The following is a 16,732-nucleotide window of genomic DNA, read 5'->3' as shown; positions in this document are numbered from 1 at the left end:
CCATGAGCGATCACACCATCGACACGGCCGAAAAGCCTGAATTCTACCTGACGGAAGATCATCATCCGGAGAACAGCACCAATCTCGGCTTCTGGCTCTACCTGATGAGCGACTGCCTGATCTTTGCGGTGCTGTTTGCCACGCACGGCGTGCTCGGCCGCAATTATGCCGCCGGCCCATCGCCGGCCGATCTCTTCGATCTGCCGATCGTTGCCCTCAACACCTCGATGCTGCTGTTGTCTTCGATCACCTACGGCTTCGCCATGCTGCAGATGGAGCGCAACGCCAAGGCGGAAACGCTGTTTTGGCTTGGCGTGACCGGGCTGTTCGGCGCAGCCTTCATCGGGCTCGAACTCTACGAGTTCATCCACCTGATCCATGAAGGCGCCGGGCCGACGCGCAGCGCCTTCCTGTCTTCCTTCTTCACGCTGGTCGGCACACACGGTCTGCACGTCACCTTCGGCATCATCTGGCTGATCACGCTGATGGTGCAGGTGTCGATGCACGGCTTGATCGAGGCCAATCGCCGCCGCCTGATGTGCCTTTCGATGTTCTGGCACTTCCTCGACGTCGTCTGGATCGGCGTCTTTTCCTTCGTCTATCTGCTGGGAGTTCTCGGATGAGTTCGCAAGCACCCGCCCATGAGGATGCCCACGAGGCGCATCACGGCCACAGCCACGGCCATCAGGCCGGCCACGGCACGTTCCGCAGCTATATGGCGGGCTTCGTCCTCTCCGTCATCCTCACCGCCATTCCCTTCTGGCTGGTCATGTCGGGCGTCATCGCCAGCCCGGCGCTGACGGCGGTGCTGGTGATGGGCCTCGGCGCGATTCAGATCGTCGTCCATATGGTCTTCTTCCTGCACATGAATACCAGGAGCGAGGGCGGCTGGACGATCATGGCGCTGATCTTCACCCTCATCATCGTCGCGATCGCGCTCTCCGGTTCGCTCTGGGTCATGCATCATCTCAACACCAACATGATGCCGATGAGCCCCGAGATGATGAAGAACATGCCGTGACTGCCACGAAGGGACGGCGGCAGCGTCACCCGCAGGCTCCCTCGGAAAAATCGGAAAGACGGCGTCATCAGGCAAGACGCGCAATCTTCGCCGTCTGCCTGACACTGCTTGCGGCAGCACTTGTGGCACTCGGCACGTGGCAGGTGCAGCGGCTGGCGTGGAAACGCGAGCTCATCGCCCGCGTCGAAGAGCGTGTGCATGCGGCACCGGTGCCCGCGCCGGCGCGCGCCGATTGGGACAAGGTCAATGCCGGCGACGACGAATATCGGCGGGTGACCGCAGTGGGGACGCTGGCGAACGACAAGGAAACCCTGGTCTATGCCTCCACCGCGCTTGGCCCGGGCTATTGGGTGATGACGCCGCTGACGCTTGCCGATGGGACATCGATCCTCGTCAATCGCGGCTTCGTGCCGGTCAACAGGCGCGACCCGGCCTCGCGCCGCGCCGGCGATGTGCCGGGCCTGTTGGTAATCACCGGGCTGATGCGGATGACCGAGCCGAAGGGATCGCTGCTGCAATCCAACGACGTCGTGGCCGACCGATGGTATTCGCGCGATGTCGAGGCGATTGCTGCAAAGCGCGATGTCGGTGCGGTCGCACCCTTTTTCATCGACGCCGATGCCACGCCCAATCCGGGCGGCCTGCCTGTCGGCGGCCTCACCATCATCCATTTCCCCAACAACCACCTCGTCTATGCCGTCACCTGGTACGGGCTGGCGGCGATGGTGCTGGTATTGCTGCTGTTCATCCTGCGCGCCGAGATCGGAAGAAGCCACCGGGAATAGTCCGGGCACGCACTGTCGCCCTGCAGTGAGGCGCGCCCTCCGACACGCGGTTGCCCCGCGGGGCTCGAGTGCACCGCATTAATATCTCGTAAAGCGATGTCCGATACTGCTTGTCTGAACGGAATATTTAAAAGCTGCACATGAGCCGGCCGGATTACATCCCCAGTCTCGATGGCCTGCGCGGTATCGCCGCGCTTCTGGTCGTTCAAGCGCATATCGGACTTGTCTTTCCGAACACAGCCTTGCATTTCATGACGATGGGCAGCGAAGCCGTCGGCTTGTTCTTTGCGCTCAGTGGCTTTCTGATGAGCCATCTCTACGGTTCACGGCCGGTGACGAGGGAAAACGTCCTGGATTTTCTTGTCAGCCGCTTTGCTCGCATCTATCCGGTTTACCTAGCTGCCGTCGTGCTCGTGGCGATGCTGTCCGGCATGCAGAATCTCAACTTCATTCAGCCGATTGCCGGCGGCATGGACGTTTTGCGTCATGTCCTTCTTCTGGGCTCGAGTGGCGTTTTCTGGTCGATTCCACCCGAAATTCAATTCTATCTGCTCTTTCCGATCCTATGGCTTTGCCTCGCCAACCCGCAGCGTTATGGCGGCGTGATCGCAGGCTTCGCAGTGGTCGTCGTCGTGGATGGTCTGCTGGAATTGCCGGGGCCTGGAATCATGCTCGTTTCCAAGCTCCCCTACTTTCTCTTCGGCGCACTTGCCGGGACGATGCATTCCCATTGGGAGAGATGGACGCCATCTGCCCTCACCGGAATTTTCACGCTGTTGCTTCTGGCGGTGTTCTTCACTTACAGGCATGTCGTGCCGAGCTTTTCCCCCGAATTTTGGGGCTTGCCAAGCGCAGTCGCGGCAGCCGTCATTGTGGCGCTCGTCGCGCGGCAACCGCCCATCGCAACCTCTGTCCTTTCAGCCGCACCCGTAAGGTTTTTGGGCACGATCAGCTTCTCACTCTATCTTTTCCACGTGCCCATCATGTTCCTTGCACGCCGGACGTTTGATAGCCTGATGCCCGAACCGGCGCTCATCGGGATGACGCTTGCCGTTGCGGCAGGCGGAGCATGGTTCATTCACGAGACGATAGAAGTCCCAAGCCGACGGCTGCTTGTCGGCTTGTGGCAGCATCGCCGGTGGCGCATTGTCTCGCGCGAAACGCCGGCTGAAGAAATTGAACGCGCGATCCTGGACCTCAAAGAGACCGAACAACGCCTCCACAGCGGCACAACGTCACCCACGGCGGGTGAACTCCGGGAGGCCGAAAACAATGGCGACGAGACGCTCCGCGCCTTTGCGTTCCTTAGGAAGCGACCCGGCTGATCGCCTCGGCGAGCTGCGCCTGCGAGAAAGGCTTGCCGAGACGGGGCAGGTTGGCGATTGCCGTTCCTTCGGGGAGCTCGGCGTAACCGGTTGCGAGGATGATCGGCATTTCAGGCCATTCCTGGCGGATTGCCTCGGCAAGCTGCGCGCCGGTCATACGCGGCATGGCATGGTCGCAAATCACCAGATCGACCGGCTGCCTGCGCAGGATCTCAAGCGCCTCGGAACCCGCCATCGCCTCGAACACGGTGTGACCGAGATCTTCCAGCATCAGCGTCGTATTCATCAGGACCAGGCCATCGTCATCGACAGCGACGATGCGCAGCCCGTGCGGTGCATTTTCCGCCCGTTGCGGCAGGCCCGCAGCGGCCGTGGCCACCCGCGCTGCAGTGACGACCGGGAACCACAATTCGGCGGTCGTGCCTTCGCCGGGGCTGCTCTTCAGCATCAGCCGGCCGCCGGACTGGGACGCAAGGCCCTGCACCATGGAAAGGCCGAGACCGGTGCCCTTGCCGACACCCTTGGTGGTGAAGAACGGCGTAATCGCCTGCTCCATCGTCTTTGCGTCCATGCCCTCGCCTTCATCGATCACCGCGATGCGGACATAGCGGCCGGGCGGCAGCGGACGCTTGCCTGATGGCACCGTTTCCTCGGACGCGCGAAGCACGATCCGGCCGCCGGTCGGCATGGCATCGCGGGCGTTGACGACGAGGTTCAGGATCGCCATCTCCAGCTGGTTCGGATCGGTCAGGATCGTTGGCAGCCTGACCGGGAAAGAGGTCTCGATCGCCGTCAGGGGGCCGAGCGACCGGCTCAGCATATCCATCATGCCGCGCACCAGGCCGGAGACGTCAATCGGCTCCATGTGCAGTTCCTGCCGGCGGGAAAAGGCGAGCATGCGCTGCGTCAACGCCGCACCCCGCTGGGCACCCTGCATGGCATTGTCAACCAGCGATGTCAGCGACAGATCCTGCGGCATGCGTTTCTTCAGGATTTCGAGACTGCCGAGCACCGCCATCAGCAGATTGTTGAAATCATGGGCGATACCGCCGGTCAATTGACCGATCGCCTCCATCTTCTGCGACTGGAACAGCTCTTCGCGCGCCTGCTCCAGTGCCCTCTGGGTCTCCATCTTCTCGGTGATATCGCGGGTGATCTTCGCAAAACCGAGCACACCGCCCTCATCGTCCCGGATGACGTCGATGACGACGCTGGCCCAGAAACGAGTGCCGTCCTTGCGGACGCGCCAGCCTTCCCGCTCGAACCGACCCTCGGCGCGCGCAATGTTGAGCGCCGTTTCCGGCACGCCGGCAGCGCGGTCCTCGGGTGTATAGAAGGTCGAGAAATGCCGGCCGATGATTTCCTTCGGCCGATAGCCCTTGATCCGCTCGGCGCCGAAATTCCAACTGCTGACGTTGCCGTCGGGATCGAGCATGTAGATCGCATAATCCGAAACGCCCTGGATCAGCCGGCGGAATTGTTCCTCGCTCTGGCGGATCGCCTTTTCGGCTGCTCTGCGTTCGGTCAGGTCGCGGGTGATTTTGGCATAGCCGATGAGCTCGCCGGAAGGACGACGGATCGGATCGATGATCACATGCGCCCAGAAGCGGGTTCCATCCTTGCGCTGGCGCCAGCCTTCCCCTTCGAACCGCCCCTGCTCCGCCGCCGTGGCGAGCGCGCGCGCCGGTATTCCCGCGGCGCGGTCCTCTTCCAGATAGAAACGGGAAAAATGCTCGCCCAGAATTTCGGAAGGCTTGTAACCCTTGAAACGCTGGGCGCCGGTATTCCAGCTGGTAACGATGCCTTCGGGGCTCAGCATATAGATGGCGTAGTCGGTGATGGCATCGACCAGAAGGCGAAAGCGTCCCTCATCGTCAAGGGACGTATCATGTCGATTCAGCGCTTCCATCGGCCCCTCGTGGTCACCAGCGCTTTATAACGCTGCGGCAGGCGGATGGTTCCGAAACGGCCTCAAATTTTCAGACGGCCTTGACCTGCGGGTAGAAGCGCTCACCGACACGCTCGGCAGCGGCATAGGCCTGCGAGACGATCTCCGGCACGAGATCGATGTCGGGCAGGCTTCCGAGGCCGAGCGGGCCGACGGCATAGAGCCCGGCGACCGTCGAACCGTCCTCGAGGAAGGGCTCGCCGCGCGCATTGACCGCGAGCCCCAGCGACAGCTCGTCCGGCATGGCGAGGCCGGCCGAAAGCAGGCTCTGCATCAGCGGCGCCGAGAGATCCGGCGCCTGACAGCGACAATCGATGATGCGCTCGGCGTGGATGACCTCCTCGGCGGCGGAACCGGCCGGCGTGAAGAATAGGCCGCTCAGGCCCCGGCGGCCGACCCGGCCGCGGCGCAGCACCGTGCGGCCTTCGGCGAGTTCGCGTTTCAGCCGCAGGTGCATGGCCTCCGGCAGGCGGTTGCGATGGCTGTCGTAGATTGCCCGGAGGTGCCGGTTGAACTGATGTTTGTCGCGCGCCGGCAGCGAACGCCACAGCGACCGGGCATGTTTCCGCAGGCCGTTCATCACCGATTGCCAGCTTCGGCCCTCCTCCTCCGCCTCGCGACAGGCCTGGCGGATGAAGCGGACGATCTCAGGCAGGCTCTCAGGCAGCGCTTCGGCCGGGAAGACCGGATCGGCGGAATTCGGCGTATGGCTCTGGGGCAGGAAGCCGCGTCTCGAGATGATCGTCACTTGGCCGGCATAGCCGGAATCGCGCAGCTGCAGCAGCTGGTCGACGACGCGGATGCCGCTGCCGAGCAGCACCGCATGCGGCCGCGCGACGAGGCGCTGGGCCCGGACCGGCGAAGCCTCCGGCTCGCCGGCATCCGGCGCAGTCAGGCCGTAGCCGGTGGCGAGCATCACGGTATCGAACAGCGGATTGGCGGGATTGGCGCTTTCGAGCAGGAAGCGGTGGCCGTGGCTCCTCCGGATCGCCACAACCGGATCGTTGCAGACCTGGACGGTGATATCCCGGCGGGCGGCCAGCGCTTCGGAAAAGCGCTGGTAGACGTAATCGCTGAAGATCTCCTTCGGCACGAAGATCTGCCGGAAACCGGGGATGGCGGCCGGCACGGCGGCGCGGAAGACGGCGTTGCTGCAGAGCCAGTCGTTGAAATCGTCGTTGTCCCCGAGCGAGACCGAGAGATCGCGCACGCGGGTGTTGAGGATCGTCGAGGCGCGGACAGAAGCCAGCGCCTGCCCGCCGCTGACCGACGAATTCGGATCGAACAGCTGCAGGTGGAAGGGCGCACGCACCGTCTTCATCAGCGCGATCGCCGCCATCATCCCGGAAAAGCCGCGCCCGACGATGGCAATGCGCGGCACCGCGGATATCTGCGCCGCCGCATTGGCTCTCGCCGAAAAAAGTCCTTGAACCGTCATCGCAACTCCTCTGCGGCTTCATCCGCACCGTGGGTCGATCGAGGTTTCAACGCATAAAACAGCGGCTCATGCGTTGATGAGGTTCATGCGGCCATTCACAACATCCGCCGCAGAATCGGGGGCCGTACGAGCGGCCCGCATGGGAACTAGGGGAGCGATCAGGCTCGTCCATAGTCTATTAAACTAGTCGTGTATGAAAGCGCTAAAAACCGCGGGTGGCAAGGGGTTTATTGGGCGCGATGCTTAAGTTGTCGAAATCACGGCATATTTTCGATCAAACAGCCTCGCGCCGCAGGGCCGCGACTCGTCATCAGCCTTGTACCACCTCGTCTGCAACAGATTTGCCAGATCCGCCGATTTGCGGGTCAATATCGGAGGCTTCGGCCATCTACTTTCTGCGCTTCCTCTTAGCGTATCTTCAACCTGGCCACGTTTGCGTTGCGCCGAGCCTTTCGATCACGCTCCCCATACCCCTATCAGCATCTCAAGAAACCGCTCTGCCGCCGGCGACAAGGTGCCGCCGCGACGTCGAACCACACCGATTGTGCGGGATATCTCGGGATTGCGGATGGGGCGGGTGATCAGGAATGGATGATCTTCTCGCGGGGTTGCCATTCGTGGCAGCACCGAGATCCCGAGGCCCGCCTCCACCAACCCGAGGGAGGTAGACAGATGCGTTACCTCGTAGAACCAGCGAAGTTTGATGTTCGATTTTGCCAGTGCCGCGTCCAGCAGCGTTCTGTTGCCGCTCGACCGATGAACCGTAATCAAATGATAGGGCTCTAGTTCCGCCCACTCGACCCATTGTTTTGTCGCAAGAGGATGATCCTTTCGCGCTGCAAGCACGAATGGATCTTCCGCAAGCCGCTCGAAGGTGAGGTCGGGGTCGGAGGTGCCCATGATGTTTATGCCGAACTCCACCTCCCCACTTGCCACGGCGCGAAGGCCGTCCGTGGCAGGCAGATCGAGGATACGAAAGCGGATGTTCGGATAGTCTTCATTGAACTGGCGGATGACCGTAGGCAGGAAATAGAATGCCGCGGTTGGAAGGCATGCAATCGTCACCAATCCGCCTCGATTGGGTCCAACGTCACGGACAGCAAAGAGAGAGCCATCAAACTCCTCGAGCATGCGTCGGACGAGCGGCACGAGCTCCGTACCGAGAGCCGTCGGGGATACGTGCCTGGTCGTCCGTTCCAAGAGCGGCGCCCCGATAACCTGCTCCAATTTTTGAATGCGGCGGCTCAACGCAGGCTGTGACATATGCAGAGCGTCCGCAGCGCGATTAAAGCTCTCCAATTCTACAACGCCCAGGAAGGCTCGAAGGTCAAGAATTTCGCAATTAATGCTCATCGTGCATCAATCCTGTGATTCTTAGCATTTCACAAATAAACGCTTTTTCCGATAATCGGATCAAATAGCGCCGATTGATACGGCGATGACATAATTCCGATGGATGCACAAGCAATGAACGACCTGACGGCTATCCCTTGCGTTCTGATGAGAGGCGGCACATCAAAAGGCCCGTTCTTCCTGGCGAGCGACCTTCCCGCGGCTGCCGATCAGCGTGACAAAATCCTGCTCTCGATCATGGGCTCGGGCCATCCGTTGCAAATCGACGGAATTGGTGGCGGCAACCCGGTCACGAGCAAGGTGGCCATCATCGGACCTGCCACCGTTCCTGGCGCGGACGTGGATTATCTCTTTGCTCAGGTGCGGGTCGATCAACAGATTGTCGACACCTCGCCGAACTGCGGCAACATGCTCGCGGCAGTCGGACCGTTTGCCATCGAAGCTGGACTTGTCCCGGTTCGTGGAGTCGCCACGCTCGTTAGGATCCATAACGTCAACACCGGCAAGCTGATCGAGGCCGAAGTCCCCACCCCAAATGGCAGCGTCTCCTATCTCGGGGAAGCTGCAATTGACGGCGTGCCCGGCCGTGCAGCACCGATCGCGCTGACCTTCATGGACGCAGCCGGGGCTCGTACCGGACAGCTCTTTCCCACCGGCAAACCCATCGACCTGATCGATGGCGTCGCTGTCACCTGCATCGACTGCGCCATGCCGATGATCTTGATCGAGGCAGTTTCGATCGGCACAACCGGCTTGGAATCAGCGGCCGAACTCGACGCTGATAAGGAATTGCTTGAACGGCTGGAAAAGTTGCGCATCGCCGCTGGCGAACGAATGGGCCTTGGAGACGTGCGCAATCAGGTAACGCCAAAGCCGGTGCTCATATGCCGTCCAAAGACCGGAGGCGACATCAGCGTGCGGTATTTCATGCCGCATCAATGTCATCCATCCCTGGCGACCACGGGCGCCGTTGGGATCGCCACAGCCTGTATCAGCCAGGATACGGTCGCTTCGCTTCTGATCGGCAGGCAAGTTCCCCCGGTTGTTCTTTCCATCGAGCACCCCAGCGGCCACCTGGATGTCAAACTGTATGAGCGGGACGGCAAGGTCGTCGCCGGAATTCTTCGCACTGCCCGCCGGCTGTTCGAAGGACATGTGTTAGCAAAACCTGTCACGCAACTGGGTTGCGCGGCATAATAGCTCTGGCCGCCGGGAGGGCGCCACCAATAGGAGGAGAATGTCATCATGCGCAAGTTTATGCTCGCCCTCGCGGCAACTGTCGCGTTTACCGGCTCCGCATTGGCGGATCCAGTCCGCATCAGTGTCGGATCCTACAACCTCAACAATCTTCCCTTTCCCGTCGCCCAAGGGCTCGGCCTTTATGAAAAGGAGGGGCTGGAGGTGACCGTGGAAAACTTTGCGTCGGGCGGCTCGAAGACGCTTCAGGCGCTTGTTGCAGGCTCAACGGACATTGCCGTCGGCTTCTACGACCATACGATCCAGATGCAATCGCAGAAGAAGGCCGTCGTGGCGTTCGTGCAGCTCGCCCGCAATTCAGGGCTCGTTCTGGCTGGGGGCAAGGATAGTAAATTCGATCCGGCGAAGCCGGAAACGATCAAAGGTGCAAAAGTCGGGATCACTTCGCCGGGTTCGTCTTCCGACTTCTTTGTCCGCTACTACGTGCAACGCAACGGCTTGTCCGCAAACGACGTTTCTCTGATCGGTGTCGGCTCCGGGTCGGCCGCTGTCGCAGCGCTTGAACAGGGCAAAGTCGACCTACTCGTCAATTACGACCCGGCTGCCACCTTCATCGAGGCCAAGGGTGTCGGCAAGATCCTGATCGACGGTCGCAGCGACGACGGTGCCAGAGCAATCTATGGCGGGATTTACCCAACCTCCGTCCTCTACGCCACACGGCACTACATCGACGAAAACCCCGAGACCATTCAGAAGGTCACCAATGCGACCGTCAAAGCGCTCGAATGGATGAATAGCCATTCCGCTGAAGAGATCGTCGAAAAACTCCCGAAGGAGTTCATTTCCGGCGATCGTGACACTTACATCAAGGCAGTGGAGAACGCGAAGACGATCTTCTCCAAGGACGGGCGCATAAACGAGGAAGACATCAAGATTCCGCTCGCCGTCCTGAAGAGCTTTAACGAAAAAGTCGCCACAGCTGAAATCGACCTTACGAAAACCTACACGAACGAGTTCGTCGACAAGGTCCCCAACGCCGCTGCCAACTGACAGGAGGAGGTCATGGAATTGGCCGTATTGAAAACCGCACCCCCGACCAACCATCCGAGTCGAGCAGAGGCGATGGTTTCCATCGACTCGGTCACCATGTCCTTCGGCGCCTATGTGGCTGTCCAGGATGTCAACCTTAGTGTCTCCGATGGCGAGTTCCTCGCCATCGTCGGACCGACTGGATGCGGCAAGAGCACCATACTCAATGCCATTGCCGGTCTCCTGAAACCTGCAAGTGGCATTGTTTCCATCGATGGTCAGCCCGTGCGCGGGATCCAGAACGACATCGGTTATTTGTTCCAGCAGGATGCATTGCTTCCGTGGAAGACCGCAATCGAAAACGTGGAGCTCGGCCCCATGTTCAAAGGTGTCGGCGCTGCCGAACGCCGCGAGCGGTCGATGAGATGGCTGGCGAAAGTCGGGCTCAAAGGGTTCGAGTATCGCTATCCACATCAGCTTTCGGGCGGCCAGCGCAAGCGCGTGCAGATGGCCCAGGCGCTGATTACCGGCCCCAAGGTCATCCTTATGGACGAGCCCTTCTCCGCGCTCGACATCCATACCCGTCACCTGATGCAGAACGAGCTGCTGCGTCTTTGGCAGGAGGAACGGCGCGCCGTGGTGATGATAACGCACGACCTCGAAGAGGCCATTGCGCTCGGAGATCGGGTCGTCGTGCTTGCCGCCGGACCGCGCTCGCGCGTGATCGACAGCTTCCCCGTCGACCTCGAACGTCCGCGTGATGTCGCTGAAATCAAGCTCGATCCGCGCTTCATGGATCTTTATCGCAACATCTGGTCATCGCTGCGCGGCGAAGTGGAGAAAAGCTATGAATGTCATGACTGAACGCCTTATCCAAATCGTGCTGCTTGTGGCAATTGTCGGCGGCTGGCAGCTCGGTGTCGCGGCAGGCGTCATTGACGTCTTCTTTTTTCCGGCTCCGGTCGACATCTTCGACCAGGTTGTATCCTGGGTCGCGGACGTCAGCTTTTATAGCCATGTCGCCATCACCCTCACGGAAACCGTGCTCGGCTATCTCGTTGGAACGGCACTTGGCGTCGCGGCGGGCGTGTGGCTCGGCCTCAGCCGTTCGGCCGCACGCATTCTGGACCCCTTCATCAAGGGGCTGAACGCAATTCCCCGTGTCGTGCTCGCGCCGATCTTCGTGTTATGGCTCGGCCTTGGGCTGTGGTCCAAGGTGGCGCTCGCCGTAACGCTGGTGTTCTTCGTGACGTTCTTCAACGCTATGCAAGGCGTGCGCGAAGTCAACCCGGTGGTACTGTCGAACGCCCGCATTCTGGGAGGCACTCGGTCGGACCTGCTTCGCCATGTCTATTTCCCGGCAGCGGCAAGCTGGATTCTGTCGTCCTTGCGCACTTCGGTCGGCTTCGCCGTTGTGGGGGCAATCATCGGCGAGTATCTCGGCTCCTCTGCCGGGCTCGGCTATCTGATCGCTCAGGCCGAAGGCAATTTCGATGCGGTTGGAGTCTTCGCGGGCATCCTGATCCTCGCGATCTTCGTCTTGATTATCGACAGCATTCTGGACATCGCCGAGAAGCGCCTCATCAAGTGGCGAGCAAGCGCTTCCGAACGGCCGGCGTGAGACGATCGCAATGCGCGGGACGGCAGAGATCTGCGCCGCCCGCATTGGCTCTCGCGGAAAAAAGTCCCTGAACCGTCAGCGCAACTCCTCTGCGGCTTCGGCCGCACGCACCTGTGCAGATTGAGGTTCAACGCATAAACAGCGGATCATGCATTGATGAGGTTCATGCGGCGATTCCCAAACATATGCCGCAGGATCGGGTCCGTGCGAGCGGCCCGCAGGCGACCTGGAAGGGCAAGGCCGCCCCGCCCTGGGCCGCGTTTCACCGCATTTCATCAGTCGCCTTCGCCCGGATATTGCTTCGCCTTCAATAGGCCGGCCAGATGCGCAGTGTTGCGCGCCAGCATATCGACGGCTGTCGTCACGACCTTCGGCACCCTGTCGAGATCGACGAAATTGGTGGAGCCCATCGCCTCGCCGACCCAGTAGGCAACGGCATTTGCCGGAATGGTGAAACCGACATCGTTCAGCGCCTGATAGAGCTCGGCCGAGACATGATGGGCGCCGTCCTCATTGCCGACGACGGCGACGGCAGCCACCCTTCCGTAAGACACCATCCGGCCCTGATCGTCGGTCTCGTCGAGGAAGGCGTCCATACGCTCGAGCGCCCGCTTGCAGACGCTGGATGGCTGGCCGAGCCAGATCGGCGTCGCCATCAGCAGGATATCGGCGTCCAGCACCTTGGCGCGAATATCCGGCCAGTCGTCGCCATTGCCCTCGTCCGACGTGACGCCCGGCTTGACGTCGAAATCGGCAAGGCGGAGAACTTCGGTCACGACGCCATAAGCGGACATCGCCTTGTCGATGAGAGCGATCATCCGGTCGGTCGAAGACGGATCCTTGGCGTCGCTGGTCTTCAGCGTCGCGTTGAGGGCAAGTGCTTTCAGCGGCATGGGTCTCTCCGTAGCGGTTGCCTGTCGGGGTTTGCTGCCGCAACCCACCCGCGCGCCGATTGTTCCCAAGGGGTGCGAGTGCCTCACGTAAAAATAACCAACTGGTGAATTCTTTACTTGAACCCCCAAATGGAATCGGCAAAAGTGACGGTGCAATCAATCCCTTCATGGATTTGCCGTCTTTTCGGGCCAGCGTCCGACCACACATCATTTGGAAAAAATACCGTGAGCAGCGATGCGTTAATACGCGCGACGAAGCCTTCGGCTTCGATGGCGCTTGCAACTGCGGCAGGCTGGGGCCGAGGCCTCTACACATTGGTGCGCATCACCATGATGGCCTTCCGCCACCCCTGGCAATCCGGCTTTGCGATCGGCGCCACGCTTGTCGCTTCCACCTTCCAGCTGATGATCCCGCGCCTTCTCGGCCAGGCGGTCGACCACACGCAGATGGCGATGAGCGGCGGGACGGCCGGCCAGGCGGCGCAGGATGCACTTCTGACCACGGCGCTGCTGCTGCTCGGCGCGGCCGTGCTGCGCGGCCTCTTCACCATGGTGCAGAACTATTACAGCGAAGCCGTCGGCCATCACATCGGCTACGAATTGCGGCTGGCCTGCTACGAGAAGATCCAGCGGCTCTCCTTCAGCTTTCACGACACGGTGCATTCCGGCGACCTGATCACCATCGGCCTGCTCGATCTCGAAGGCGTGCGCATGTATTTTTCCACCGCGCTCGTCCGGATGATCCTGTTGTCGATCCTGATCGGCATCGGCGCCTATATGCTGCTGTCGACCGATGTCGTGCTCGGTCTTCTCTCGCTCTCCTTCGTGCCCTTCGTCGGCTGGCGCTCCTCGGTGACGCAGCTCCGGCTGCGCGCCACCTGGCTCGACCTGCAGGAACGGCTTTCGGTGCTGACCCGCATCATGGAGGAAAATCTCGGCGGCATCCGCGTCGTGCGCGCCTTTGCCGCCCAGGACCACGAGATGTCGAAATTCGAGGCGGCGTCGAAGAACGCATTGGCGCTCGCGCATCAGCGCGTCGGCATCCGCGTCGTCAATACCAGCGCCATGACCTTCTCCTTCTTCGCGGCCATGGGCCTGGTGCTCTGGATCGGCGGCGGCAAGGTGATGTCGGGCGAGATCACCGTCGGCACGCTGGCCTCGTTCCTGACCTTCATGACCATTTTGCAGATGCCGGTGCGCCAGCTCGGCCTGATGGTCAATGCCTTTGCCCGCGCCTCCACCTGCGGCTCGCGCCTCTTTGCCCTGCTCGACCTCGACATATCAATCAAGGATGCGCCGGATGCGAAGGAATTGAAGCTCACCGACGGCGTGCTGCGCTTCGAAAATGTCAGCTTCGCCTATCCCGGTTCGGAAAAGCGCACCGTGCTCCACGATGTCTCCTTCGAAGCCAGGCGCGGCCAGACGATCGGCATCGTCGGCCCTCCGGGCAGCGGCAAGTCGACGATCGCCCATCTGATCCCGCGCTTCTACGACGTCACTGGCGGCAAGATCACCATCGACGGCCAGGATATCCGCAAGGCGACGCTGCAATCGCTGCGCCGGGCGGTGGCCGTCGTCCAGCAGGATTCCTTCCTGTTCACGACGACGATCGAAAACAACATCGCCTATGGCGACCCGTGGGCGAAGGAAGGCCGCATCGAACGCGCCAGCGAAAGCGCCCAGCTACACAATTACGTGCTCGGCCTGCCCACCGGTTACGGCACCGTCGTCGGCGAGCGCGGCGTTTCGCTGTCCGGCGGCCAGCGGCAGCGTCTTTCGATCGCCCGCGCACTGATGCTGAAGCCGGCGGTGATGGTGTTCGACGATTCGACGGCGGCGATCGACGCCGCCACCGAGCAGCGCATCCGCAGCGCCATGCGCCGCTATGCCGCCGACCGCGTCACGATCATTGTCGCCCATCGCCTGAGTTCGCTGATGCATGCCGACCAGATCCTGTTCGTCGAAGACGGAAGGATCGTCGAACGCGGAACGCATGCGGCGTTGCTGACGCTCGGCGGGCGCTACAAGGCGCTCTACGATCTTCAGGTGCGGCCGGGCGACGAAGCCTTGAGCGCCTAGCAAACGGGTAGTGACTTATGCGGGCCACCCAATGGGATGGCCGCGGGAGGAATGGCATGGCCGAGGAACTGGAAACCGAGCGTCCCGACGTTCGCGAGGATGGACGCCGCCCGCCGCGGGCGGTGGTCGGTTCGCATCGCGTCGAGGAGGAGATGTTCGGCAAGGCCTTCGACGGCAATATCATCAAGCGCATCTGGGCCTTCGTTCATCCCTATCGCCGCCAGGTCGCCTGGGCTGTTGTCGCCGTCCTGACCTTCACGATGATGCAATTGCTGATCCCGCTGATCATCCGTTATGCCATCGACCACGGCATGTCGCCGGGCGGCAGTCCGTCGGCGCTGATCTGGGCGATCGCCGCCTTCGCCATTGCCATCCTGATCAACTATGCCGCCAGTTACGCGCAGGAGACGCTGGTCGGCGGCGTGGCGGAAGACGTGCTCTTCGATATCCGCCGGGCGATGTTTTCACATCTCCAGCGCGTCTCGCTCTCGTTCATGGACAAGACCGAAGTGGGGCGGCTGATGTCGCGCCTGCAGGGCGACGTCAATTCGATGCAGGAATTCCTCGAAACCTCGGTGCTGTCAGTCGGCGACATCGTGCTGCTCTTCGGCATCGTTTTCGTGATGCTCTACCTCGATTTCAAGCTGGGGCTGCTGACGCTCTCGGTGCTGCCGGTGCTCTTCGTCGTCCGGCTGTTCTGGCTGCCGCTCGCCCGCAAATCCTTCATGGCGGCCCACGAAACCAATTCGGTTGCAAACGGCGCGCTTGCCGAAGCCATCCACGGCGTGCGCGCCGTCCAGAGCATGGACCGGCAGGGCGTCAACTTCACGCTCTATGACGACAAGGCGCGTGCCAATCTCCTGACGCATCTGACGGCCGCACGTTATGCGCAGGTGATGGTGCCGATCGTCGATAGCCTGACCGGTGTTGCGATGGCGCTCGTCATCGTCGTCGGCGGCGCCCGCGTTCTCAATCAGGCGCTCGATGTCGGCGTGCTCGTCGCCTTCCTGTTCTACATCCAGCGCTTCTTCGACCCGATCCGTTCGCTGACCCTGCAATATTCGGTGATGCAGCGCGCCATGGCGTCGGGCCAGCGGCTGACCGAAGTGCTCGACGTGCCTGTCGACATCAAGGACGCGCCCGATGCCAAGGCCTTGTCGCGCGACATGGACGGCTCGGTGGAATTCAAGGACGTCGTCTTCGGCTACAATCCGAAGCATCCGGTGTTGAAGCATGTCAGCTTCAAGGTCAATCCCGGCGAGACGGTGGCGCTGGTCGGACCGACGGGGTCCGGCAAATCGAGCTGCATGTCGCTGATCCATCGCTTCTACGATGTGCAGCAAGGCCAGGTGCTGGTCGGCGGCCATAATGTGCGCGATCTGACGCAGGATTCGCTCGGGGCGCAGATCGCCATGGTGCTGCAGGAACCCTTCCTGTTCACCGGCACCGTTTTCGAAAACATCCGCTACCACAAGCTGGAAGCGACGCGCGAAGACGTGATCGAGGCGGCGAAAGCCGTCGGCGCGCACGATTTCATCATGCGCCTGGCCGATGGCTACGACAGCGTTCTCGGCGAGCGTGGCGGCAATCTTTCGCTCGGCCAGCGCCAGCTCTTGAGCTTTGCCCGCGCATTGGTGGCGGATGCGAAAATCCTGGTGCTCGACGAGGCGACGGCCAATATCGACAGCTATACCGAGATGCTGATCCAGAAGGCGTTGGTGAAGCTGCTCGAAAACCGTACCGGCCTCGTCATCGCCCACCGGCTGGCGACGATCCGCGAAGCCGACCGCATCATCGTGCTGCAGAACGGCGAAATCATCGAGAGCGGCAACCACCGGCAGTTGATGAAAAACGGCAAGCTCTATTCCAAGCTCTATAATCTCAACTACGCCTCCTTCGACGATATTCCCGAAGATGTGCTGGAAGAGACGACGGCGGCGCAATCGGCGACGTGAAAGCAGATGACATGCATTGACGAATGTTGCAAAGTTTGAACGAACAAACGTGTTGCTGCCGTATTTCCCTTTTATCCGGGGCGAGTGC

At 61.4% G+C, this 16,732-nt stretch carries 14 protein-coding genes; 10 read left to right on the top strand and 4 right to left on the bottom strand.

All coding sequences use genetic code 11. The features are described 5' to 3' along the window. Nucleotides 1–2 precede the first annotated feature (2 nt). The 4 genes from cyoC (at nt 3) to QMO82_RS32990 (ending at nt 3,131) form a co-directional block, all read left to right on the top strand. Entirely contained in the window at nt 3–623 is a 621-nt protein-coding gene (gene cyoC, locus QMO82_RS33005) for a cytochrome o ubiquinol oxidase subunit III (RefSeq protein ID WP_183608867.1), read from the top strand. Further along, nucleotides 620–1,021 carry a cytochrome o ubiquinol oxidase subunit IV gene (gene cyoD, locus QMO82_RS33000; RefSeq protein ID WP_097616533.1) on the top strand — a complete coding sequence of 134 codons (402 nt, stop codon included), beginning with the start codon at nt 620–622 and terminating at the stop codon, nt 1,019–1,021. The genes cyoC and cyoD overlap by 4 nt, the downstream gene beginning before the upstream one ends. Further along, the gene (locus tag QMO82_RS32995) at nt 1,018–1,806 is read left to right on the top strand and encodes an SURF1 family protein (RefSeq protein WP_183608866.1); all 789 of its coding nucleotides are present in this window, start codon (nt 1,018–1,020) and stop codon (nt 1,804–1,806) included. The genes cyoD and QMO82_RS32995 overlap by 4 nt, the downstream gene beginning before the upstream one ends. 140 nt (nt 1,807–1,946) lie before the next feature. After that, a complete protein-coding gene (locus QMO82_RS32990) occupies nt 1,947–3,131 on the top strand; it encodes an acyltransferase (protein WP_183608865.1) in 1,185 nt (394 codons plus the stop codon). Here QMO82_RS32990 and QMO82_RS32985 read toward each other — a convergent pair. From QMO82_RS32985 to QMO82_RS32975, 3 genes are all read right to left on the bottom strand, one after another. Next, the gene (locus tag QMO82_RS32985) at nt 3,112–5,040 is read right to left on the bottom strand and encodes a PAS domain-containing sensor histidine kinase (RefSeq protein WP_183608864.1); all 1,929 of its coding nucleotides are present in this window, start codon (nt 5,038–5,040) and stop codon (nt 3,112–3,114) included. The two genes, QMO82_RS32990 and QMO82_RS32985, sit on opposite strands and share 20 nt — an antisense overlap. A gap of 70 nt (nt 5,041–5,110) precedes the next feature. Then, complete coding sequence (locus QMO82_RS32980) at nt 5,111–6,517, bottom strand: FAD/NAD(P)-binding protein (protein WP_183608863.1); 1,407 nt, start codon at nt 6,515–6,517, stop codon at nt 5,111–5,113. A 456-nt stretch (nt 6,518–6,973) separates the two neighbouring features. Further along, nucleotides 6,974–7,870 carry a LysR family transcriptional regulator gene (locus QMO82_RS32975; RefSeq protein ID WP_183608862.1) on the bottom strand — a complete coding sequence of 299 codons (897 nt, stop codon included), beginning with the start codon at nt 7,868–7,870 and terminating at the stop codon, nt 6,974–6,976. A 114-nt stretch (nt 7,871–7,984) separates the two neighbouring features. Here QMO82_RS32975 and QMO82_RS32970 point away from each other — a divergent pair, with 114 nt between their 5' ends. The 4 genes from QMO82_RS32970 to QMO82_RS32955 are packed head-to-tail and all read left to right on the top strand — an operon-like array spanning nt 7,985 to nt 11,717. Then, nucleotides 7,985–9,067 carry a 4-oxalomesaconate tautomerase gene (locus QMO82_RS32970; protein ID WP_183608861.1) on the top strand — a complete coding sequence of 361 codons (1,083 nt, stop codon included), beginning with the start codon at nt 7,985–7,987 and terminating at the stop codon, nt 9,065–9,067. Between the two features lie 48 nt (nt 9,068–9,115). Next, nucleotides 9,116–10,117, top strand: a complete 1,002-nt coding sequence (locus tag QMO82_RS32965) for an ABC transporter substrate-binding protein (RefSeq protein WP_183608860.1) — start codon at nt 9,116–9,118, stop codon at nt 10,115–10,117. Nucleotides 10,118–10,129: 12 nt separating this feature from the next. Further along, nucleotides 10,130–10,960 carry an ABC transporter ATP-binding protein gene (locus tag QMO82_RS32960; RefSeq protein ID WP_183608859.1) on the top strand — a complete coding sequence of 277 codons (831 nt, stop codon included), beginning with the start codon at nt 10,130–10,132 and terminating at the stop codon, nt 10,958–10,960. Beyond that, nucleotides 10,944–11,717, top strand: coding sequence for an ABC transporter permease (locus tag QMO82_RS32955; RefSeq protein ID WP_183609062.1), 774 nt, complete (start codon nt 10,944–10,946; stop codon nt 11,715–11,717). Before QMO82_RS32960 ends, QMO82_RS32955 begins: the two co-directional genes overlap by 17 nt. Before the next feature lie 275 nt (nt 11,718–11,992). Here the strand turns inward: QMO82_RS32955 and QMO82_RS32950 are convergent, their stop codons facing one another. Continuing rightward, nucleotides 11,993–12,610 carry a flavodoxin family protein gene (locus tag QMO82_RS32950; protein ID WP_183608858.1) on the bottom strand — a complete coding sequence of 206 codons (618 nt, stop codon included), beginning with the start codon at nt 12,608–12,610 and terminating at the stop codon, nt 11,993–11,995. 117 nt (nt 12,611–12,727) lie between these two features. Here QMO82_RS32950 and QMO82_RS32945 point away from each other — a divergent pair, with 117 nt between their 5' ends. Then, on the top strand, nt 12,728–14,689 hold the full coding sequence (locus QMO82_RS32945) for an ABC transporter ATP-binding protein (RefSeq protein ID WP_183608857.1): 1,962 nt from the start codon (nt 12,728–12,730) through the stop codon (nt 14,687–14,689). A 56-nt stretch (nt 14,690–14,745) separates the two neighbouring features. Further along, nucleotides 14,746–16,644 carry an ABC transporter ATP-binding protein gene (locus QMO82_RS32940; RefSeq protein WP_183608856.1) on the top strand — a complete coding sequence of 633 codons (1,899 nt, stop codon included), beginning with the start codon at nt 14,746–14,748 and terminating at the stop codon, nt 16,642–16,644. Nucleotides 16,645–16,732 lie beyond the last annotated feature (88 nt).

Source organism: Rhizobium sp. BT04, from assembly GCF_030053135.1.
GTDB lineage: Bacteria > Pseudomonadota > Alphaproteobacteria > Rhizobiales > Rhizobiaceae > Rhizobium > Rhizobium binxianense.
Note: the sequence above shows the minus strand (reverse complement) of the source record. Positions and strands in the feature narration are given on the sequence as shown.